We start from the raw sequence: 20,004 nt of genomic DNA on the forward strand, positions 1-20,004 counted from the left end.
TTTGCTGCTAGTGCAACATTTGACAACAAATGATGCAACAATATGAATTCAGATTCAAGCGAGTTCATATTACACTCTAAATGTAAGTGCTTACAACAAGTGCTTATTACAAAAAAATGATTACATGGGGGTTAATCAAACATGAAGAAAACGTCTCTACTGCTATTAATCACTCTCCTTTGTTTGTCAGTCGTGCTCGCTGCATGCGGTAAAAACAGCAATACAGGTAATAAAGGCAATACCGGTAATGAAGGTACGACCAACAATGCTGAAAAGGGTAATGATGCACCTAAATCAGTCAAGCTAAGCATTCTTGCATGGAACAATGAAAAAGAAATGAAGCCTGTTATAGACGGCTTCAAAGAAAAATATCCACATATTTCATTCGATTTTCAATTTGCTCCACCGGTAAAGGATTACATTGCTAAGCTTCAGACGATGCTGTTGTCTAATACGGCACCTGATATTTTCATCATCGCCGCAGAAAACCGTAATGAGATTATTGATGGCGGTTATGCACTCGATTTGACTGACGAACCATTCATGTCCGTTATGTTGGACAGTAACAAACCGATGCTAAGTAAAGATGGAAGAACATATGCCTTCACTCAAAGCGGATGGGCAGGCGGCTTGTTTTATAACAAACAATTGTTTCAAAAAGCTGGCATCACTCAATTGCCAGAAACATGGGATGAGTTCATCCAGGACTGCTTGAAGCTTAAAGAAGCGGGCATCATTCCACTCTATGACAGAATGCATGATATTACGATTATTCATTCCGCCATGTTCGGCAGCAATGTACTAACGAAAGACCCAACGTTCGACGAGAAGCTGTTTAAGGGCGAGGCAACATTTGCTGAAGGATGGACTGAAGTGTTAACGATGTGGAAGGAAGGGCTTATCGATAATAAAATTTTGACGCCAGACATGATTGGACTAACCGGTGACCAAGTGATGAACGAGTTCTCCCTTGGTAACGTAGCAATGTTCCCTGGCGGCCCTTGGAACATTGCCACAATTGAGAAAACGAATCCCGATATTGAGTTCGAAATTATGCCGATTCCAGGAAAAGAACCAGGCAACAAATACTACAACGGTGCTCCTGGTGTAGGTTTCGCTGTCAACAGTAAAACGAAAAACAAGGAAGAAGCTTTGCTGTTCCTCGAATATATGACAACGCAAGAAGGGTTGAAGCAATTCGAGGAAGGCACTGGCGGCATCATTACAGCTCACGGTTATGAAAGCAAAGTTCACCCGGCGTATGCACCAGCATATAACGACGGGCTGATGGCAGGAAAGATTTATTTGCCAATGGTATCGTGGGACAGACATCAAGAAGCGCTGCGCAACCAATTCCTTGTATCGATCCAAGATATAGCCGTAAACAAAATAACACCGGAGCAAGCAACGGCTTCACTAGATAAGAAACTGAAAGAAATGGAAAATAAATAATCGGAATTAGTTAAAGTAGAGGGTATGTTGAAACCTACTACCCTCTCTTCAACTATTTACACCTTGATCCTCTATTACTTGAATGCTTCCAATGCAGTTTTATCGACTGCCGACATCATCAATCAAAGTCTCAAAGGAGGCAAATTATGGTCAAATATGTTCGTCAACTACAGTTTCTATTGTTTTTGCTTCCGATTCTAGCGATATACTCATTGTTTACGATCTATCCGCTGATCAAATCGTTTTTCTTGAGCTTTACTAATTTTGACGGATATACGGAGGCATATGATTTTATTGGCTTGAAAAACTATGTGCGGATATTTAGTGATGATGCGATTACATCCGCCATTTCCTATACGTTATTTTTTACTTTTGGCAAGGCTTTGCTTGTTACGTTGTTAGCTATCCCGCTCGCTATGATATTGGATCAAAAATTTTTAACGAGAAACATTCATCGCGCCATCTTTTTCTTCCCGTCGATTCCAAGCGGCTTGCTGCTTGCCTATATTTGGGGATTTATCCTTGCACCGATTGGGTCAGGGGTACTGAACACCGTCCTTAGTGAGCTGTTTAACATCGGTCCTCAGCCATGGCTATCCGCCCCGTTGCTAGCGAAACTGTCAACAATCGTCGTGGCAACATGGGCGATAACAGGATGGCACGCAGTGCTGTATTTGGCATTTCTGCAATCCATTCCGAAAGATTATTATGAAGCTGCCTCAATAGATGGGGCGAACCGTTTACAACAAATTCGGTTTATAACTTTTCCGCTACTCGCACCTGCGATGACGGTCAGCGTCATGCTGCTGCTTACCGGCGGTCTCAAAGTATTCGAAATTCCATTTGCATTGACAAAGGGCGGGCCTGGCTATGAAACTTATTCGATAACCCAGGTCATCGTATTAAGGGGAATATCTGAAACCCAATACGGCCTAGCATCGGCAATGTCGATCGTCTTTTTCCTAATTGTGTTAGCGATTGCTATCTTCCAAGTTACAGTAATGCAACGAAGGGAGCAGGGCATACAATGAAAAAAACCTTTGAAAAACGGTTATGGATTCTAGACATCATCATGCTCCCTGCCGGATTAATAGCGTTCTTCCCGTTTTATTTGATCATTGTCAACACGTTCAAAACGATGCAAGATGCAGCAAGAAGCCCGATGGCTCTTCCTTCGAAATGGATCTTTAAAAACTATGTCCAGGTTTTCGAGGAAACATCGATCTTGCAAAGCTTTTGGAACAGTTTTATAATCACCGTCTGTTCTGTCGTATTGATCGTTTTGATTGGTGCGATGGCGGCATACCCGGTTGTGTTTAATGCGAATCGATTAACACGGTTTGCTATGCTCTATTTGCTTGCCGGATTTATGATTCCTTTCCAAGCGACTCTCATTCCCTTGTTCCAGCTGATGAGTGATTTGCGCCTGATCGACAAAATATCCGGTTTGATCATTCTCTACACGAGCGGCTCTGTTTTCGTCTTTTTCCTAATGACGGGCTATATGAAGTCGATACCCAAGGAGCTGCCCGAAGCGGCCGTCATCGATGGCTGCAGTGTATGGGGCATCTTCTGGCGGATCATCTTTCCGCTGCTAAAGCCCATTACGATAACGAGCATCATCTTTCAGACGATGTGGATATGGAACGACTTTTTGGCACCTATGCTGTTTTTGAACTCATCCTCCAAATCTACACTCGTTCTGCAAATCTATAAAGCCAAAGGCGAATTTACCGTTGATTGGCCGATGTTCATGACACTTACAGTCATCACACTGGTGCCGATATTCATCTTCTTTATTATTATGCAAAAGCATATCGTCAAGGGTATCGCTGCCGGCGCTGTCAAAGGCTGATATGTATTAAATCAATAGATTTGTTAGAAACGCCTGATTCTATAATCGGGCGTTTTTCACTAATTGCAAGTTTAATTCCAAAGGGAATATTTTATGGTGGGAGAACAAGATGGGACTTGCAACGTTTGTTTAAAAAGGGAAGCGGTGTAGACAACCGCTTCCTTTTTGTTTATCTTTCATATAGGTTTGATTTAAGAAAGGGGTTCTATTGCACTCATGTGGCTTACTTATTCAGTGTTTGCAGCCTTATGTTTTGGCTTGCGAGGCATTCTGTACCATTGGACGAGTCAGAAGCCGCTTAACCGTAACTTGTTGCTATGCGGCGCGTTCACTATGGGAGCGCTCGTAAATGGAATTTGCGCGTTAGTGTTCTCATCGAACTGGACGCTCGCGGCGTTGATAGGCATTCAAATGGGCTTGTTTTCATTCGGTGCGAATGCCAGCATGTTCAAGGGTTTTGCCGTCGGTAAGGCTTCACTTGTAGCGATACTAACGGCATTGCCTTCAGTCGTTGTTGTGATCGTTGCGTTTGGACTTTGGGGAGAAAAACTCCATGCGATGCAATTCATTGCATTTGTCGTGATTGTTGGCGGAGTGCTTCTCGTTCGGCTATCGAATGACATCTCGCTGCGCAATTTGCAAGGAGCACAGTGGGGGCTGCTGGCTATGCTGCTATTTGCAGCAAATGATTTGTCAGGGAAATGGTCAACAATTATGGAAGCAGATTTGTTTCCTACAATGTTTTTTATGTTTGTGACGGGCGCATCGTGTTTTGGTATATGGTGGCTGCGAGATCTGCAAGCGGAGAGAGCTAGAAGAGCGTTGTCGCTGCAGGGTGCGGTCACTGCCCGGGGGGAAGTGCGTGTGTCACAGCATTCGACCAGTGCTAGTTTAACCGATAAGCCACCGGCTTGGAGCGGCAAAAAAACGTTTCTTATTGGTTTGGCCGTCGGCACAACTAACGCTGTCGGCATGATGCTTATTGTAACCGCATTTGATCTTGGCAAAGCGGGGCTAGTATCTGCTGTCACAGCTCTAAACGTTCTGATTGTGCTGCTCTATACACGATTCGTTGTGAAAGAGAAGTTCACGAAGATAGAGATCACCGGCATTTCACTTGCCTTCGCCGGTATCTTGCTGATGCGATTATTCGGATCGTAAAAAATAATGGATAGAAGAAGCTTTGCATGGGCTAAGAAGTTAAGCCTGTGCAGAGCTTTTTTTGTGGATGATATTGACAATTTAGGTTAGTTCATTTAAATTAATGTTTAACGATTGTTAAATGACTTTTGCATATTGTTTAAATAACATTAAACGAATACTTAACGAAGTATGGAGGCGTTAATTATTTTAGACTGGGAAATAGCAGCCAAAAGATTACATTTTTCTTATCATGAGCCTATTGAATTTTTAGTCACGATGAAATTTGTTGCGCAATTCGAGCATATGAAGGCTTTCGCGCGCGAGATTCATTTTACACTGGATGATGAAATGATTCGTATGGCGGAGACCGCGAATGCGAGCATGAGCAATTATGTGAAAGCAGAGATAGCTACCCTATTTGGTGACAACATGTTTAAAGAGCGGCTTGACTATGTCATGGTTATGCTGTTTGTAGAGGAACGAGACAAGCTGAATAGTTCTGAGGATTTTCTGGCGTTTTACCGTGACAAGCCTGCAAGCGAGCTCGTCTTCCATCTGGCAGCTGCGAAATATAATGACGAGAACATGGAATGGACGAAGGGGAGAGACTGGGGAGCCATCTCGAAGGATGCGGGGTTGCTTTACGAGCTCGTTGAGGGATGTGAGCTGCCTGATCAAGCGGAGCATGCGGCACTGCTGGAACATATTCGATTTTCTGAGGAATACAAACAGCGGACTCTGTTTATAATGGAGCAGTTTCATCGTTATGCCTATATGCCTATGCGAGATCGCTTGAAGGAGCTTGGCGAAGCTGGAGCTGTGAAATATCGTGCCTTATTTGATGAACAGCCAGAGCGCGCGATCCGCGATATTACGAAGATGGATGTTGATCTGGTCGATAAAGAGACAGCCGTACATGTTAGTTATTTTTCGCAGGTGCGTGTTGGCATTCATCGTGATGACCGTGAAGGACATTCCAATTTGGTGGTGATTGGAATCAACAATGACGCTTTTGCATGGCGTAACGAGGATCAAGAGACGATTGAGCGTTTCTTGAAGGTTATTGCCGATAGGCGAAGGCTGGAATTGATTGAGCTGCTTCGCCATAAAAATTACTATGGCAATGAGCTTGCTCAGGAAATGGGCTTAACGCCTGCTGCTATAAGCTATCATACGAATATGTTGTTTGATCTTAATCTCATTCAGCTGATTCGGGTAGATAATCGCATCTATTATGAGCTCGATAAAGAAAAAATCGCTTATTACTGGGAGCAAACAAGGCGCAAGCTGCTGCCGTAATACATAAGGGAGTGAATGAGATTGGGTGAGTATGTATACGAGCTAAAGGGAGTTAGTCAGGTATATAAGAAAGGCAAAACGATGGTCACAGCCAATGATGATATCTCGCTTACGATTCGTGAAGGAGAGATACTCGGCGTGCTCGGCCCGAATGGGGCGGGCAAGTCAACGCTCATTAAACAAATGGTCGGTCAATTGAAACCTATCAAAGGACAGGTTTTGTTTTGCGGCGAGGATGTGATGAAGAATACGCGTCACGTATCCGGCATGGTGGCTTATTACGCGCAGGAGCCGCATGTGCTGTCAGCGCTGAAAGTGCATGAGGCTCTTTCTTTTACGGGCAGGCTAAGAGGGATGCCAGCTTCAGAGGCAGAAAAGCAGGCGAAGGAATTATTGGAGCAATTTGATATGGCGGATGTAAGAAACAAGCTGCTGAAGCAGCTGTCCGGGGGACAGAAACGGTTGATCGGTATTGGCACAGCGCTAATTGGCCGTTCACCTGTGCTTATCTTTGATGAACCTACCAATGAGCTAGATCCGAAAAAAAGGCGGCTCGTTTGGAATTTAATCCAAGAGCGCAATCGCGAAGGCGCGACGATTATTTTGGTCACCCATAATGTGCTGGAGGCTGAGCAGGTTGTAGACAGAGCGGCTGTCATCAATCATGGGAGGCTGCTGGCGATTGATCATGTAGCAACGTTAAAGCAGAAGGTTGATCAGCGCTTGAAGTTTGAGCTTACGACAGAGAATGGGCGTCGTGCTGAAGCTGCTGCTGCCCTTCATCATTACGGGATCGTGCAGGAGAGCGGCGAGAATCGTTTGCTGCTGCTAGTTGAGAAGAATGTTGCAGGCAAAGTGCTAGAGTATATTATCGACCATACAGAACTGCCGATTTTGGAATATGCCGTAGTGCCTCCAAGCTTAGAGGATGTTTATTTCCATATTGATGATTTGGCGATGAAGGAGGTATCCGCATCATGAATGGAACACCACTTGGCTTGCGGCACATGCAGTCCATACAACTATCTGGACCGAAGCGATTATGGACGGAGCTGGAGATTTTATTCCGCATTCAATTTGCGCTTATACGTGACAGCTGGGTAATCGTTGTGCTGCTGGCAACGATGTTTCCGCTGACGACGATTTTATTTATGCGTTTCTTTATCGCTGACCCAGCCCCGGAGATGATGGTTCAAATTATTGCGGGCAATATGATATTTAGCGTCATTATTATGGGCTTAAACAGTATGGGGCAAGAAATATCGATGCAAAAGCATCAGGGACATTTTACATTTTATGCATCGCTTCCAATCCGGAAAATAAACTTCGTAGCCGCTAATTTGCTGCGCGGGCTTATGAGCACGATTCCATCCTTCGTATTGCTGGGTGTCATTGGTTATTTTGTTTATGGCGTAGACCTTCATCTATCATGGGGTTTGCCAGTCGTTATGCTGCTGTCGCTGACGAGTGTGGTAGGGCTCGGCGTATGCATAGGCTTCTGGTCGCCGAATCAGCAGTTGACCAGTATGCTTGCTCAGCTGCTTATGATGGTTGTAACCTTCCTATCTCCAGTCATGGTAGAGCTCAATCAGCTGCCTAAAGCGCTGCAGGTCGTCTCGTATATTTTCCCTACAACTTATGCAGCGGACGCCATGCGCGTTGTTTTGCTTCATGGCTGGACACAAGGGGTCATGCTGGATTGCCTCATGATGCTTCTCTACACAGCTATGACACTGGTCATCGTTAATCGATTGGTCAGCTGGCGAGTTTAATATGTAAAAAAAGGCTGCCCTGCACAGGTTGTTAAAACCTTGCGGAGGCAGCCTTTTTACTTTGATTCTGCTTTATTACTGTTGGCCGGGACGAATACGGACGACTCCGATGTCTGTTGCATTGATTGCAAATGCATTTCCGCCTTGATTAATGGATGCATGTGCGTTTTGCTTGACATTAACAAAGGTTTTACCGTTGTTTTTCTTTACCGTGTTGCCCTGCTTAGAATGTTTAAAAGACATGTTATCACCTCCTTTGAGGCGTGTGTAAAATAATGCTGCTTAGTGGAGGGATGAGGGATGAGAGGGAACTAGCTGCGCTTTGATTTTTTGAAAATTTGCACAGTAGCTGCATTGCTTGCCAGCACATTGCCCTGCTGTGCACTTGCTTCGGATGATTGATAAATATTAATGATCAAATATTTGTTTTTGCCTACGCGGTACTTAATGGTTTTCACACTTGAACGAACCATCTATGAGCCTCCCTTACTAGCAAGTTTCTCTTTACTAGATAACATATGAGAGAAACAGGCGGCCTGTATCCGCTAATATTAACCGTCAAATCTATCAATTATTCATTCCTCTTATAATGAGAGGGTGTCATGCCTGTTAGTTTCTTGAACATACGGTGAAAATGCGGAAGGCTTTCAAAGCCGCATTGCTCGGCTATTTCGGCAATATTGGCATCGCTCTCCATTAATAGCTCTTTAGCGCGAATAATTCGTTTGGTCGTGACATATTCCGTAACGTTCATGCTGGTTAGTTTTTTGAAAACACGCGAAAAATGAGCGGGCGTAACCGATGCGCGTTTGGCAAGCTGCGACAATCCAAGAGGGTTGCTCGGATGCTCATCGATATAGGTTAATACAGCGGTCATCCAGCTTGGAGCGGATGAGGATACCGTTTGGCCTTCTTCAGAGGGAGCGAGGATGCGCCCGAGGAACAGCAATATTTGCTGGAGATGAAGAAGGATAGCTAGACGATTGCCTGGCAGCTTGTCCATTTCCTCCAAATGTATCCGATCGATTAAATCGACTATTTGTTGTCTCTCTTCAGCAGATGCCTTCGACAGCTTGTACGCCTTATGGCGCTTAGCTTGCTCGAAGCAGCGCAAATAGGAGAAAGGATCGCCAAGTGGCGGGCTGTGCACGAGTGAAGCATTAAAGAAAAGCGCAGTTGATGTTTTCGGGTCATTCGAATCTGGAAAGGAGCGATGGATCGTGTTTCCGGGAATGAGGAAGATGTCGCCGGGAACAGCATCATAAAACGTCTGATCGATAAAGAACGTACCTTTGCCGCTATAAATATAAACGAGTTCATACCAATCGTGTATATGATCAGGCAATTCGTTTTGCGCGCTCTTGGTGTCACGATATACGCATTCAAACGGAAACGGTGTGTGGGCATCGAACCTTTTACGATAGGGATTCATAGCTTTCTCCTCACTCTCCTGTATGAATTGATAACGCCCACTTCTCTTCGATAAGTTGTTTATTAGACAACATTTCAGTATGACTTTCCTTTAAAACAAATCCATTTTTAGCATAGATTCGTCTTGCTGTTACGAGCTCACTGTTGGTCCAGAGGATGATGGTTTTGAAAGCTAACCCCTTACAGAAATCAATCGCCGTTTGTACCAGCTCCTGCCCATAACCAGCTCCTCTTACGTCAGGCTCAATGAGAAACAAACCGAGCTGAGCGGTATCCTCATTCACTTTATGAATACTAATCGAACCACGCTGCTTTCCTTCGCTTTCCAAAATCCAAATGTTCTCATTAGAATCTGACCTCTCGATAAAACCATGTACACGATCAGCAATAAACGCTCGGAAAGAGAGATCGTAGTGGAACTCCTTATTGTAAAGATTGTAGTGGGAGTTAATGATGTAATCTACATCTTCTAATTTAAACGGACGGATCATCCGATCACCTTTTCCATTCTATTTTAAGTTTCAAAAAGCACTAGTCCTCCTAGCGTCAGCCTGATTGTAACAAATATCAAAAAAGAGTACAAATATGCATGAATTGATTATTTCAGCTATCAATATTGTTTTTTATAATGAAGAGGAAGCTACTTTGTTAGAAAAGAGGCTGATGAGATGAGAATAGATTCGCATCAACATTATTGGAAGATTGAACGAGGGGATTACGGCTGGATCACACCAGACATTCCGGTGCTTTACCGCGATTTTTTGCCTCAGCATTTGGAGGCTCATCTAAATAAACATAAGCTGGACGGTACAATTGTTGTGCAGGCGGCAGCGACGCTTGCAGAAACGGATTATTTGCTGACATTAAGCGAGTCATCCGATACGATATTAGGCGTTGTCGCATGGCTGGATCTTGCCGATCCGGATTATCGCAATCATTACGAGCGTTTTGCGCAGCATCCGAAATGTGTAGGCTTCCGTGTCATGATTCAGGAGATGCCCGATGCGAATGCGATTTTGGCACCAAGCTATTTGGAAGCGTTCACATATTTTGCAGACAAAGGAATACCGATAGATTTGTTAGTTGTGTCGCATCAGCTTACTCCTCTAGTTGAACTGCTGGATAAAGTGCCAGGCCTTCATGCGGTCATTGACCATATCGCGAAGCCTAGAATAAAAGCTGGGGAGCTTGAGCCTTGGAAAAGCCAGATTAGCCAAATTGCCGCTCATCCTAATCTATTTTGCAAGCTCTCGGGAATGGTCACAGAGGCGGATCATGATAACTGGCAACCAGCTGATTTCTTGCCCTATATCGAGCATGCGCTCGAAGCATTTGGTTACAAGCGGGTCATGTTTGGCAGCGATTGGCCGGTCAGCTTGCTTGCGGCAAGCTACGACGAGGTTGTGTCCGTGCTGGAGCAGGCGCTGCCGCAGACATGGACGGATTTAGAGCGAGAGCGGTTGTTTGGACGAAACGCAAAGGAGTTTTATCGAATATGAATACTTTAAACGAGCAGCAATTAAATGAAGAACAGACACAGCAATATAGGGCAATGAAGCAAGCTAAGATTACGGTACTGCAAATTGGCGAAGGCAATTTTTTGCGCGGCTTTTTTGACTGGATGATTCAAGCTTGCAAAAATCAAGGCTTATACGAGGGAAGCATTGCGGTGACGCAGCCGCGTCCCGGAGGCAAACCAAAGATTGATGCGCTGGCAGAACAGGACGGTCTATATACGCTTGTTGTTCGCGGTTTGGAGAATGGTGCCAGCGTGGAGCGTACAGAGATTGTTTCTGTGTTTAGCAAAGTATTTGATCCGTATTCCAATTGGGATGAATATCTCGTTTTGGCCGAAAGCCCAGACTTGCAGGTTGTCGTATCCAACACGACGGAAGCGGGACTTGTTTATCGACCGGAGGAGCTGATCGAGGGACAACCGATTCAGTCGTTTCCCGGCAAGCTGACACAGCTGCTGTACCGCAGGTTTAATTATTTTAAAGGCGATCCGAAGCGCGGCTTAGTATGCTTGCCTTGCGAGCTGCTGGAACGTAATGGCGATGAGCTTCGCAGCTGTATTTTGCGCTATAGCGATGATTGGGGATATTCCGAAGAATTCAAACATTGGGTTACTCAGCATAACCGTTTTCTGAACTCATTAGTCGATCGCATTGTTACGGGTTATCCAGATGCAGCACAGGCTGAAGCTTGGTTTGGTGAATGGGGCTACTCTGATTCCATGCTGAGCACAGCAGAGCCGTATCATTTATGGGCGATTGAGACAGGACCGGAGCTGGATGAGCTGCTTCCGCTGCGCAAGGCTGGACTGAACGTACATTATGTCGAGGATTTGAAGCCTTTCCAGCTAAGAAAGGTGCGAATTTTGAATGGTGCACACACGTTAATGACGCCGCTTGGCTTGCTGCATGATATAGAGCAGGTGCGGGAAGCGATGGAGGATACAGTGCTAGGTCCTCTGGTGAGAGCAACGGTAGAGACGGAAATCATCCCTTCACTTGCCATTTCTGAAGAGGAGCTGCACGCCTATGCACAGGATGTTTATGAACGTTTTCTTAATCCGTTCATTCGTCATCGGCTTGCGGATATTGCGATGAACAGCTTAAGTAAATTTAAAGTGCGTCTGCTTCCATCCCTGCTTCATTATGCCGAAGATGGTAATATGCTGCCAACGGGGCTTATACAAGGTTTTGCTGGTTTGCTTCGGTATTACAAAGTAATGCTTGGTGAGACGGGTTACGAAGGGAAAACGTTAAGCGGATTGTCGTACGTGGTGCGGGATGATGCCAGCTTGCTTGCCATCATTGCGTCTATCTGGGCGGAAGCGAAAGAGCAGAAATGGCCGCTGGAACAGACCGTATCTAGACTGCTGCACTTGGAAAACGTGTGGGGATGTGATTTGGCGTCACTATGGCCAGAACTGGCAGCTGCGATAAGCGCGAGCATAGAGGAAATGGAGCGAGTAGCGAATGAATAGCTGGATTCGATTGCATGAGGATGATCATGTCGTTATTGCGCTGCAGTCATTTGCAAAAGGGGATAAGCTGACGCTTGAATCGGGGCTAGTTCTTGAGCTGCAAGATGAGGTGCCGAAGGGTCATAAGGTGCTGACGCGAGCTGCTCGGAAAGGGGAGCATGTGCTCAAGTTTGGTTACTCGATTGGAGTTGCGAAGGAAGATATTGAGCCTGGCAGCTGGATTCATACCCATAACATGGGCACGGGCTTAAAAGGATTTCTCGATTATTCGTATGAGCAGACTACGTTGCCAGCAGAAGTGAAAGCAGTATCGCGTGATGCTGATCGTACCTTTCAAGGCTTTATTCGCGAGAATGGCGATGTCGGTATACGGAATGAAATTTGGATTATTAACACGGTCGGCTGCATTAATAAAACCTGTGAGATTGTCGCAAGAAAAGCGCATGCGCTTTATGAAGGACGTGTGGATGGGGTGTACCATTTTGCACATCCGTTCGGCTGCTCGCAGCTTGGCGATGATCTTGTGCACACACAGAAGCTGCTTGCCTCACTCGTCAACCATCCGAACGCAGCGGGCGTACTCGTTATCGGCTTAGGCTGTGAGAACAATCAGATTGATGCGTTTAAGCGGGCAATTGGCGAACATAGCGCGGAACGAGTAAAGTTTCTCAAGTCACAAGAGGCGGAGGATGAGATCGAGGACGCGCTGGGGCTGGTAGAAGAGCTCGTTAGTTATGCAGAACGATTCAAGCGTGAGCCGGTTTCCGTATCGAAGCTGAAGCTTGGCCTGAAATGCGGCGGCTCGGATGGCTTGTCCGGCATAACGGCGAACCCGCTCGTAGGCGCGGTATCGGATCGTTTGATCGAAGCGGGCGGTACAGCTATATTGACCGAGGTGCCTGAGATGTTTGGCGCAGAGACGATATTGATGAGTCGCGCAGCAAATGAGCAGGTTTTTCACAAAATTGTTCATCTAATAAACGATTTCAAGCAATATTTTATAAAGCATGATCAAGAAATTTATGAGAATCCATCGCCCGGCAATAAGGCAGGGGGCATCAGTACGTTAGAGGAAAAATCACTCGGCTGCACTCAAAAGGGCGGACACGCTATTGTAAGGGATGTTGTGCCTTACGGGGAGCGCGTTACAAGCATTGGTCTCAATTTATTAGAAGCGCCTGGCAATGATCTTGTATCGGTTACAGCATTATCAGCCGGAGGAGCGCATATCGTGCTGTTCACGACAGGACGGGGAACGCCGTTTGGCGGGCCGGTTCCAACAGTGAAGATTGCGACGAATAGTGAGCTTGCTGCCCGCAAGAAAAACTGGATCGACTTTAACGCAGGTGAGCTGCTTGAGAGCAAAAGCATGGAGACGCTGACCGATGAGCTGTGGGAGCAATTAATCAGCTTAGCTTCAGGCGAGCTGCAGACCCACAATGAGCGAAACGGGTTTAAAGAAATCGCGATTTTTAAAGACGGCGTTATTTTGTAAAAGCGGTGGCGAACGGTGATCGATGGCAATAACAGATTGATCCTCAAAAATCGGAGTGGATATAAATGAAATATCGTAAACTTGGCAAGACGGGACTCGAGGTGTCTGCTCTCAGCTTTGGCGCATCCTCGCTGGGTTCTGTATTTCGAGAGACGGACGAAGCAGAAAGCATTCGTACCGTGCATACAGCGGTGGATATGGGCATTAATCTGATCGACGTTTCGCCGTATTATGGCTTAACGAAAGCGGAGACGGTGCTTGGCAAGGCGATAACTGAGATTGCGAGAGATCGGTTTATTCTGACAACGAAGGCTGGTAGGTATGGCGAGGATGAGTTCGATTTCTCGGAGCAGCGTATCATCCGCAGTGTGGATGAAAGCCTGGCTAGGCTGCAGACGGATTATATCGATATATTGTTTTTGCATGATATTGAATTTGTTCCCTTCGAGCAAGTTGCAGAGGGTGCCTTCTTAGCACTCGATAAGCTGAAACAGCAGGGGAAAATCCGATACTCGGGCGTATCCGGGCTTCCTCTTGCAGTATTTGAGAAATCGCTGGCGTATACCGAGCTCGATGCTGTACTTTCCTATTGCCATTATTCTTTAAATGATACCTCTTTGCTGGAGCTATTTCCGCTTCTGGAGCAAAAGCAGGTTGGGCTTGTTAGTGCATCGCCGCTTTCGATGGGCTTGCTTGGACATCGCGCAGTTGCGAGTTGGCATCCTGCTGGTGAACAGATACGTGCTTTATGCACGCAAGCAGCCGAGTATTGTGCTGCTAAGGGCGAGGATATCGCCAAGCTGGCTGTACAATTCTCTACGGCGAATGAACGAATCCCAACAACGCTGGTGAGTACAGCTAATCCGGCTAATATCCGTAAAAACATAGAATGGACGGACGAGCCAATTAATGAACAGCTGCTGCGAGAGGTTCTTGCTATATTGGAGCCGATTCATAACCTTAGCTGGAAAAGTGGAAGAGAAGAATACAATACGAGAATCGACGTATAAGGGAGAGCTGCAGGATGAGAGCAATCGTATGTGATCAAATCGATCAGCTAAGGCTGGTTGAGCAAGAGGAGCCTGTCCTGCAGCCGGGGACAGCAGTCGTTCGTATTCGGAGAATAGGAATTTGCGGAACCGACCTGCATGCATATAAAGGAAATCAACCTTTCTTCTCTTATCCACGCGTGCTGGGTCATGAGTTGGCTGGTTTCGTTGAGCAGGTGAATGATCAGCAAGACAAGATCAAAGCGGGCGATCAGGTAAGCATTATTCCATATATGCACTGCGGGACATGTATTGCATGCCGGCATGGCAAAACAAATTGCTGCACTGCTATGAAGGTGCTCGGAGTTCATGTTGACGGCGGCATGCGCGAGCTAGTTGTCGTACCGACCACACATTTGCTTGTGACGAACGACCTGACGCTTGATCAATCAGCGGTGTTGGAGCCGCTGAGCATTGGCGCGCATGCCGTTCGCCGCGCGGAGCTTCGAGCTGGCGAAACGGTGCTCGTTATTGGCTCTGGGCCGATTGGTCTTGGTGTTATGGCTTTTGCCAAACATCGCGGTGCGCGGGTGATCGCAATGGATATTCAGGAGGATCGCCTAGCCTTTTGCAAGCAATGGGCGAAGGTGGATGAGACGGTTAATGCTCGGGAAGGCGCTGCGGCGAAAATTTCAGAATTAACGGATGGCGATTTTCCAACTGTTGTATTCGATGCAACTGGCAGCGCAAGATCGATGAGCGATGCATTTAGTTTTGTCGCACACGGAGGCAAGCTTGTATATGTTGGCCTCGTCAAAGCGGAGCTCTCCTTCAACGATCCTGAGTTTCACAAGCGGGAGATGACGTTAATGGGAAGCCGAAATGCGACTATTGAGGACTTTTCAGCAGTTCAAGAAGCTATGCGAAGCGGCAGCATTGATGTGGCTAGTTTCATTACGCATCGTGTGCCGTTTGCGGAAATGATCAACCACTTCGATAGCTGGCTGAAGCCAGAATCAAAGGTTATTAAAGCGATTGTGGAATTATAGCCAAGATATCGCAACTATTATAGAAAGTCCGGTCAACAGGCGCTGGTGCCTTGAGCCGGGCTTTTTACGTGTTTATGTGCAGTGGTGATGCTGCTTGGTAATGAATGATTATAATCATTTTGTGCGTTGACAAAATGTGTACCCAGAATTATGATAGGTAGCCAACTGCCAAAAAATAGGTTGTATAAAGGGGTTTAACAAACAGAAACGAGGAGGGAACAACGATGCTAAAAACAGAAAAAGCTGCGGAAGCCGATAGGCCATCGCAGCAGATGAGCGAACAGGCTCGCAAGCAAGCGGACAAAGTAAAACAGAAGGCTGAGCTGAATGAGTCAAAAAGCTCCTACATCTGGGCGCTAAAGTTTTTGACGCCTTATAAGAAGCAAATTGCAGCACTTGCGGCCTGCGGTACGATGGCGGTGCTCGGGGAAACATTAACGCCAAAGATGATCCAATATGTTATCGATCATGTCGTAGTCAATAAAGATACCTCGCTTTTTATGATGATTTTGGGAGCACTTGTAGCTATCAATTTGCTCATGCTTATCGCCAAAAATTATCGTAATCTACTGCAGCGGACAATTGGTGAATTAGCATCCCGCGATATGCAAACAGCGATTTTCAAGCATTTGCGCAAGCTCGGCTTTGCTCATTACGAGCGGCACCCTGCAGGCGAGACATTGTCGATGTTCAACTCCGAGGTAGCTTCGGTTCAGAAAATATACCGCAATGTCCTTCCGAGCGTAATTGAAAACTTGCTTTTTATAGCGGTAGCTATTTGTTTGCTGCTCAGCATTAGCGGCTGGTTATGCCTCATCATGCTGCCAACATTCGGGCTTTATTATTTGTTTGGGCCATATTTTGAACGGAAAGCTTCCCTTTACGGGAGAGAATCTGGTCAATCGCGAATTGCTTATAATCAATCGGTTTACGAAAGCATATCCGGCTTGCGCGAATTTCGAGCTTTTGGCTCGCAGCCCTGGTACCATGGACGGACGCTCGGAAAACATAAAGAGTGGTCGCATGTTTACTTGCTCGCTGCTACGTATAGCTTCGGGCGAGGCAGCTTTCGGCGGTTTACATTTTATTTGGGCGCCATTGCATTATTTATTACGGGCTACTACTCTCTCCAAAATAATTGGATTACGTTAGGAGGTTTTATCGCCTTCACCCTCTTATACATGACGACGATGTTCCGCCTCACGCTGCTCGTCACCCAGCTTACGGAACAGAAGCTCATCATCCACCAAACGATTCCGCTATATAGATTTATGCACAAAGAAATTGAGATTGATGATCCGGCCGATCCCATCGCTCTTGATGAGGTACGCGGCGGACTTACGTTCGAGGATGTTTACTTTCAGTATCCGGAGCAGCCTCCTGTTATTAACGGCTTCTCACTCACCATCAAGCCAGGAGAGAAGGTCGCCTTTGTAGGGGCAAGCGGCAACGGCAAGACTACGATGTTTAAAATGATTGGGCGTTTTTATGATCCGACTGCTGGCATGATTAAGCTGGATGGTGTACCAATTCAGCAAATGACGCTAGAGCGTTTGAGAGAGTCGATCGGTTATGTATTTCAAGAAACCTATCTGTTCGGATCTTCTGTCAAAGAGAATATTCGATTCGGCAAACCAGAAGCAAGCGATGAAGAAGTGGTTGCAGCCGCCAAAGCTGCTTATGCGCATGATTTCATTATGCAGCTGCCCGAAGGCTACGATACGCTCGTTGGCGAGCGAGGCATGAAGCTCTCTGGCGGACAGAAGCAGCGAGTATCGATTGCGCGGATGTTTGTGAAGCAGCCAGCTATTATTTTGCTCGATGAGGCGACCTCATCTCTAGATAATGTAAGTGAATATGAAGTGCAGCGTGCGCTTGATGAAGTACTGGTTAACCGTACGACGATTGCGATTGCACACAGGCTGTCGACAGTGAAGCATTTTGACAAAATCGTTGTCATTCACGAGGGCCGCGTTGCGGAGGCAGGAAGCTATGAAGAGCTGATTGCACGCAAAGGGCTGCTGTATGAACTGGAAATCGGGCAATCCGAAGCAGCGGAAGAGAGGGTGGCACATGAAGTATCTTAAAATCTTTTGGTCGAACTCCGTCATGCTGAGAGGCACTTATCTCATTGTGCTGCTCTATCTCGCACTGGAGTCCATATCCAATTATACGATTGTATATGTTCAAAAAATATTAATTGATGACGTGTTTACGGAAGGCAAGTATGAGCTGATGCCGATTGTCATCTCCATATTCGCGCTTGCAGGTCTCGTTTACTCACTAATGTTTACGATGACGAGCCGAAGTCTCGTTCGCAATGAATTTGCAGTCAGCCGCTCTTTGCTCTCCCGAATGCTGAAGCGACTTGAAGGTGTTCCAGTCGAACGGTTCCAAAATGAGCGAACCGGCAAATACGTATATTCGTTCACTCAGGATCTGTTTGTCTCGGCTAGCGTAATGGGCTGGCAAATTCCGCGCGGTATACAGGAAACGTTAAACCTCTGCATATTGATGACGATCATTGGCATTTCCAGCCCCATTTTGCTGCTTATGATTGTGGGGCTTTGTACCATTTACGTTCTTATTGGCTTTTACTTCACCCCCAAGCTGAAGGAGCAAGCCAAAAAAGTGGCGGAGAAACGTACGGCGCTGCTCATACAAATTGAAGAGGGAGTAGCCTCTACACGAGAAGTGGTTGCTTATCACCGATTGAAGTGGGAAATGAAGCTTTACGATAAAATGTTTGCGGAATATTTTGAGCAGGTAATGGCTGAAGGAAAACTCGTGAATCGGCAAATTCGCTACAGCGATCCGATGAAATGGGGCATTGGCATTCTTGTGCTTGGCTACTGCGGTATGCAGCTTATTCATGAACAAATGTCGATCGGAACGTTCGTCATCTTGTTTCAGTTTTCTACGCAAATGTCGGATTCCTTCTATAATCTATTTCAATTTATTATGGGCATGTCGTCACAGCTTGCTAACGTGGACAGGGTTCAGCGTATTTTGGAGATGGAACAGCAAGACAAGGGTCAAAAGAGTATAGCGGGACCGATTGAGCAGTTGTCCTTTAAAGATACGAGCTTTCGCTATTCGCCAGAGCTGCCGGAGGTCATTCGCAGATTTTCGGCTGATCTGCCGATCGGAAGCAAAATTGCTTTTGTAGGGACGAGCGGGGGAGGCAAATCAACCATTGCGCAGCTATTGGTTCGTTTCTTTGATGCGCCGAAGGGGACTTTTAAGCTGAACGATATGGACGCCCAAATCTTCAACCGCGAGCAGTGGGCGAGTAAGGTGTCTGTTGTATTCCAAGACCCGTATATGTTCTCTGATACCATTCGTGAAAACCTGATGTTAGGCAGAGACGAGGTAACCGAAGCGGATGTGGAGGAAGCTTGCCGTATCGCTCAGATTCATGATTTTATTCTGGGGCTGCCTGATGGTTATGATACGAATATTGGAGAGAGGGGCATCAAGCTATCCGGCGGACAGCGTCAGCGTATTGCAATTGCACGGGCAATTGTCAGTGATCCGGAAGTTTTGGTGCTGGACGAAGCGACGTCAGCGCTCGATCTAGAGACAGAGCGTCAGCTGCTGGCTGGCTTAGAAGCAAGACGGAAGGGGCTGACGACAATCATGATCGCACATAGGTTGTCCACTATCGAGAATGCAGACGTGATCTTCGTTATGGATCAAGGATCGTTAGCCGAGACTGGCACCCATGAAGAGCTGCTCGCCACAGGTAAGGTATATCAACAGCTGCTCATGGCGCAGCATTAGATGCAATATATGCAGCTGCAAGTAAGTTAGGCTGTTTGTATGGAGGTAGAGCTGGAATCTAGATTTAGATTTCAGCTCTATTTTTAATATGTTTTTACTTTTGAGGCACTTTGACGAGCCGAGCTGCTTGGATAAGACTAGTTTTTAGTTCTATTTGCGCTGAAATGGTGGTTTTGGTGAAAATAGAGCTAGTTTCTAGCTCTATTTCTGATCAATCCACACTTTAGAGGCACTTTGGCGAGATGAGCTGCTTAGATAAGACTAGTTTTTAGTTCTATTTGCGCTGAAATAGTGATTTTGGTGAGAATAGAGCTAGTTTCTAGCTCTATTTCTGATTAGTTCACGCTTTAGAGGTGTTTTGACGAGCCGAGCAGCATAGATAAGACTAGTTTTTAGCTCTATTTGCGCTGAAGTGTTGATTTTGGTGAGAATAGAGCTAGTTTCTAGCTCTATTTCTGATCAGTTCACGCTTTAGAGGCACTTTGACGAGTCGAGCTGCTTGAATAAAACTAGTTTCTAGCACTATTTTCGCTGAAATGGTGATTTTGGTGAGAATAGAGCTAGTTTCTAGCTATATTTCTGATCATTTCACGCCTTCGAGGCAAATTGGCGAGATGCGCTGCTTGGATAAGACTAGTTTTTAGTTCTATTTGCGCTGAAATGGTGATTTTGGTGAGAAAAGAGCTAGTTTCTAGCTCTATTTCTGATCAGTTCACACTATTGAGTCACTTTGACGAGTCGAGC

18 protein-coding genes are annotated in these 20,004 nt (G+C 46.0%); 14 read left to right on the top strand and 4 right to left on the bottom strand.

What is annotated here, in order from left to right; genetic code table 11:
* Positions 1-141 precede the first annotated feature (141 nt).
* From AC1DOV_RS26300 to AC1DOV_RS26330, 7 genes are all read left to right on the top strand, one after another.
* Entirely contained in the window at positions 142-1,452 is a 1,311-nt protein-coding gene (locus tag AC1DOV_RS26300) for an ABC transporter substrate-binding protein (protein ID WP_441880625.1), read from the top strand.
* 146 nt (positions 1,453-1,598) lie between these two features.
* Positions 1,599-2,483: a carbohydrate ABC transporter permease gene (locus tag AC1DOV_RS26305; RefSeq protein WP_430063207.1), complete on the top strand. Its 885-nt coding sequence runs from the start codon at positions 1,599-1,601 to the stop codon at positions 2,481-2,483.
* Positions 2,480-3,307: a carbohydrate ABC transporter permease gene (locus AC1DOV_RS26310; protein WP_441880623.1), complete on the top strand. Its 828-nt coding sequence runs from the start codon at positions 2,480-2,482 to the stop codon at positions 3,305-3,307. The genes AC1DOV_RS26305 and AC1DOV_RS26310 overlap by 4 nt, the downstream gene beginning before the upstream one ends.
* A gap of 216 nt (positions 3,308-3,523) precedes the next feature.
* Entirely contained in the window at positions 3,524-4,468 is a 945-nt protein-coding gene (locus AC1DOV_RS26315; RefSeq protein WP_441880621.1) for an EamA family transporter, read from the top strand.
* Between the two features lie 258 nt (positions 4,469-4,726).
* Positions 4,727-5,749 carry an ArsR/SmtB family transcription factor gene (locus tag AC1DOV_RS26320; protein ID WP_441880619.1) on the top strand — a complete coding sequence of 341 codons (1,023 nt, stop codon included), beginning with the start codon at positions 4,727-4,729 and terminating at the stop codon, positions 5,747-5,749.
* A gap of 21 nt (positions 5,750-5,770) precedes the next feature.
* Positions 5,771-6,730, top strand: coding sequence for an ABC transporter ATP-binding protein (locus tag AC1DOV_RS26325; protein ID WP_477551418.1), 960 nt, complete (start codon positions 5,771-5,773; stop codon positions 6,728-6,730).
* A complete protein-coding gene (locus tag AC1DOV_RS26330; protein ID WP_475444118.1) occupies positions 6,727-7,521 on the top strand; it encodes an ABC transporter permease in 795 nt (264 codons plus the stop codon). Before AC1DOV_RS26325 ends, AC1DOV_RS26330 begins: the two co-directional genes overlap by 4 nt.
* Before the next feature lie 75 nt (positions 7,522-7,596).
* Here the strand turns inward: AC1DOV_RS26330 and AC1DOV_RS26335 are convergent, their stop codons facing one another.
* The 4 genes from AC1DOV_RS26335 to AC1DOV_RS26350 all read right to left on the bottom strand — a co-directional run bounded on the left by AC1DOV_RS26335 (position 7,597) and on the right by AC1DOV_RS26350 (position 9,443).
* Positions 7,597-7,764 carry a hypothetical protein gene (locus tag AC1DOV_RS26335; RefSeq protein WP_339204909.1) on the bottom strand — a complete coding sequence of 56 codons (168 nt, stop codon included), beginning with the start codon at positions 7,762-7,764 and terminating at the stop codon, positions 7,597-7,599.
* Between the two features lie 68 nt (positions 7,765-7,832).
* Complete coding sequence (locus tag AC1DOV_RS26340; RefSeq protein ID WP_339204908.1) at positions 7,833-7,994, bottom strand: hypothetical protein; 162 nt, start codon at positions 7,992-7,994, stop codon at positions 7,833-7,835.
* Positions 7,995-8,092: 98 nt separating this feature from the next.
* Positions 8,093-8,953 carry a helix-turn-helix domain-containing protein gene (locus AC1DOV_RS26345; protein ID WP_477551419.1) on the bottom strand — a complete coding sequence of 287 codons (861 nt, stop codon included), beginning with the start codon at positions 8,951-8,953 and terminating at the stop codon, positions 8,093-8,095.
* A gap of 10 nt (positions 8,954-8,963) precedes the next feature.
* Positions 8,964-9,443, bottom strand: coding sequence for a GNAT family N-acetyltransferase (locus AC1DOV_RS26350; RefSeq protein ID WP_477551420.1), 480 nt, complete (start codon positions 9,441-9,443; stop codon positions 8,964-8,966).
* A 177-nt stretch (positions 9,444-9,620) separates the two neighbouring features.
* Between AC1DOV_RS26350 and AC1DOV_RS26355 the strand changes: the two genes are divergently transcribed.
* The 7 genes from AC1DOV_RS26355 to AC1DOV_RS26385 all read left to right on the top strand — a co-directional run bounded on the left by AC1DOV_RS26355 (position 9,621) and on the right by AC1DOV_RS26385 (position 19,260).
* On the top strand, positions 9,621-10,451 hold the full coding sequence (locus AC1DOV_RS26355; protein ID WP_477551421.1) for an amidohydrolase family protein: 831 nt from the start codon (positions 9,621-9,623) through the stop codon (positions 10,449-10,451).
* Positions 10,448-11,944: a tagaturonate reductase gene (locus AC1DOV_RS26360; RefSeq protein WP_477551422.1), complete on the top strand. Its 1,497-nt coding sequence runs from the start codon at positions 10,448-10,450 to the stop codon at positions 11,942-11,944. The genes AC1DOV_RS26355 and AC1DOV_RS26360 overlap by 4 nt, the downstream gene beginning before the upstream one ends.
* The gene (locus AC1DOV_RS26365) at positions 11,937-13,439 is read left to right on the top strand and encodes a UxaA family hydrolase (RefSeq protein WP_477551423.1); all 1,503 of its coding nucleotides are present in this window, start codon (positions 11,937-11,939) and stop codon (positions 13,437-13,439) included. The genes AC1DOV_RS26360 and AC1DOV_RS26365 overlap by 8 nt, the downstream gene beginning before the upstream one ends.
* Before the next feature lie 65 nt (positions 13,440-13,504).
* Positions 13,505-14,449, top strand: a complete 945-nt coding sequence (locus tag AC1DOV_RS26370) for an aldo/keto reductase (RefSeq protein ID WP_477551424.1) — start codon at positions 13,505-13,507, stop codon at positions 14,447-14,449.
* A gap of 14 nt (positions 14,450-14,463) precedes the next feature.
* Positions 14,464-15,477, top strand: a complete 1,014-nt coding sequence (locus AC1DOV_RS26375) for a zinc-binding alcohol dehydrogenase family protein (RefSeq protein ID WP_477551425.1) — start codon at positions 14,464-14,466, stop codon at positions 15,475-15,477.
* 224 nt (positions 15,478-15,701) lie between these two features.
* Positions 15,702-17,564: an ABC transporter ATP-binding protein gene (locus tag AC1DOV_RS26380; RefSeq protein WP_477551426.1), complete on the top strand. Its 1,863-nt coding sequence runs from the start codon at positions 15,702-15,704 to the stop codon at positions 17,562-17,564.
* Positions 17,551-19,260 (top strand): ABC transporter ATP-binding protein, encoded by a 1,710-nt coding sequence (locus AC1DOV_RS26385; protein ID WP_477551427.1) that lies wholly within the window; start codon positions 17,551-17,553, stop codon positions 19,258-19,260. The genes AC1DOV_RS26380 and AC1DOV_RS26385 overlap by 14 nt, the downstream gene beginning before the upstream one ends.
* The last annotated feature ends 744 nt before the right edge of the window (positions 19,261-20,004 follow it).

It is taken from the genome of Paenibacillus sp. 01T47 (genome assembly GCF_056398245.1).

What these genes read in the sequence shown, in the direction of transcription:
- AC1DOV_RS26300 (WP_441880625.1), top strand. Translation starts at nt 142, where the DNA reads ATGAAGAAAACGTCTCTACTGCTATTAATCACTCTCCTTTGTTTGTCA.
- AC1DOV_RS26305 (WP_430063207.1), top strand. Translation starts at nt 1,599, where the DNA reads ATGGTCAAATATGTTCGTCAACTACAGTTTCTATTGTTTTTGCTTCCG.
- AC1DOV_RS26310 (WP_441880623.1), top strand. Translation starts at nt 2,480, where the DNA reads ATGAAAAAAACCTTTGAAAAACGGTTATGGATTCTAGACATCATCATG.
- AC1DOV_RS26315 (WP_441880621.1), top strand. Translation starts at nt 3,524, where the DNA reads ATGTGGCTTACTTATTCAGTGTTTGCAGCCTTATGTTTTGGCTTGCGA.
- AC1DOV_RS26320 (WP_441880619.1), top strand. Translation starts at nt 4,727, where the DNA reads ATGAAATTTGTTGCGCAATTCGAGCATATGAAGGCTTTCGCGCGCGAG.
- AC1DOV_RS26330 (WP_475444118.1), top strand. Translation starts at nt 6,727, where the DNA reads ATGAATGGAACACCACTTGGCTTGCGGCACATGCAGTCCATACAACTA.
- AC1DOV_RS26335 (WP_339204909.1), bottom strand. Translation starts at nt 7,764, where the DNA reads ATGTCTTTTAAACATTCTAAGCAGGGCAACACGGTAAAGAAAAACAAC.
- AC1DOV_RS26340 (WP_339204908.1), bottom strand. Translation starts at nt 7,994, where the DNA reads ATGGTTCGTTCAAGTGTGAAAACCATTAAGTACCGCGTAGGCAAAAAC.
- AC1DOV_RS26345 (WP_477551419.1), bottom strand. Translation starts at nt 8,953, where the DNA reads ATGAATCCCTATCGTAAAAGGTTCGATGCCCACACACCGTTTCCGTTT.
- AC1DOV_RS26350 (WP_477551420.1), bottom strand. Translation starts at nt 9,443, where the DNA reads ATGATCCGTCCGTTTAAATTAGAAGATGTAGATTACATCATTAACTCC.
- AC1DOV_RS26355 (WP_477551421.1), top strand. Translation starts at nt 9,621, where the DNA reads ATGAGAATAGATTCGCATCAACATTATTGGAAGATTGAACGAGGGGAT.
- AC1DOV_RS26360 (WP_477551422.1), top strand. Translation starts at nt 10,448, where the DNA reads ATGAATACTTTAAACGAGCAGCAATTAAATGAAGAACAGACACAGCAA.
- AC1DOV_RS26365 (WP_477551423.1), top strand. Translation starts at nt 11,937, where the DNA reads ATGAATAGCTGGATTCGATTGCATGAGGATGATCATGTCGTTATTGCG.
- AC1DOV_RS26370 (WP_477551424.1), top strand. Translation starts at nt 13,505, where the DNA reads ATGAAATATCGTAAACTTGGCAAGACGGGACTCGAGGTGTCTGCTCTC.
- AC1DOV_RS26375 (WP_477551425.1), top strand. Translation starts at nt 14,464, where the DNA reads ATGAGAGCAATCGTATGTGATCAAATCGATCAGCTAAGGCTGGTTGAG.
- AC1DOV_RS26380 (WP_477551426.1), top strand. Translation starts at nt 15,702, where the DNA reads ATGCTAAAAACAGAAAAAGCTGCGGAAGCCGATAGGCCATCGCAGCAG.
- AC1DOV_RS26385 (WP_477551427.1), top strand. Translation starts at nt 17,551, where the DNA reads ATGAAGTATCTTAAAATCTTTTGGTCGAACTCCGTCATGCTGAGAGGC.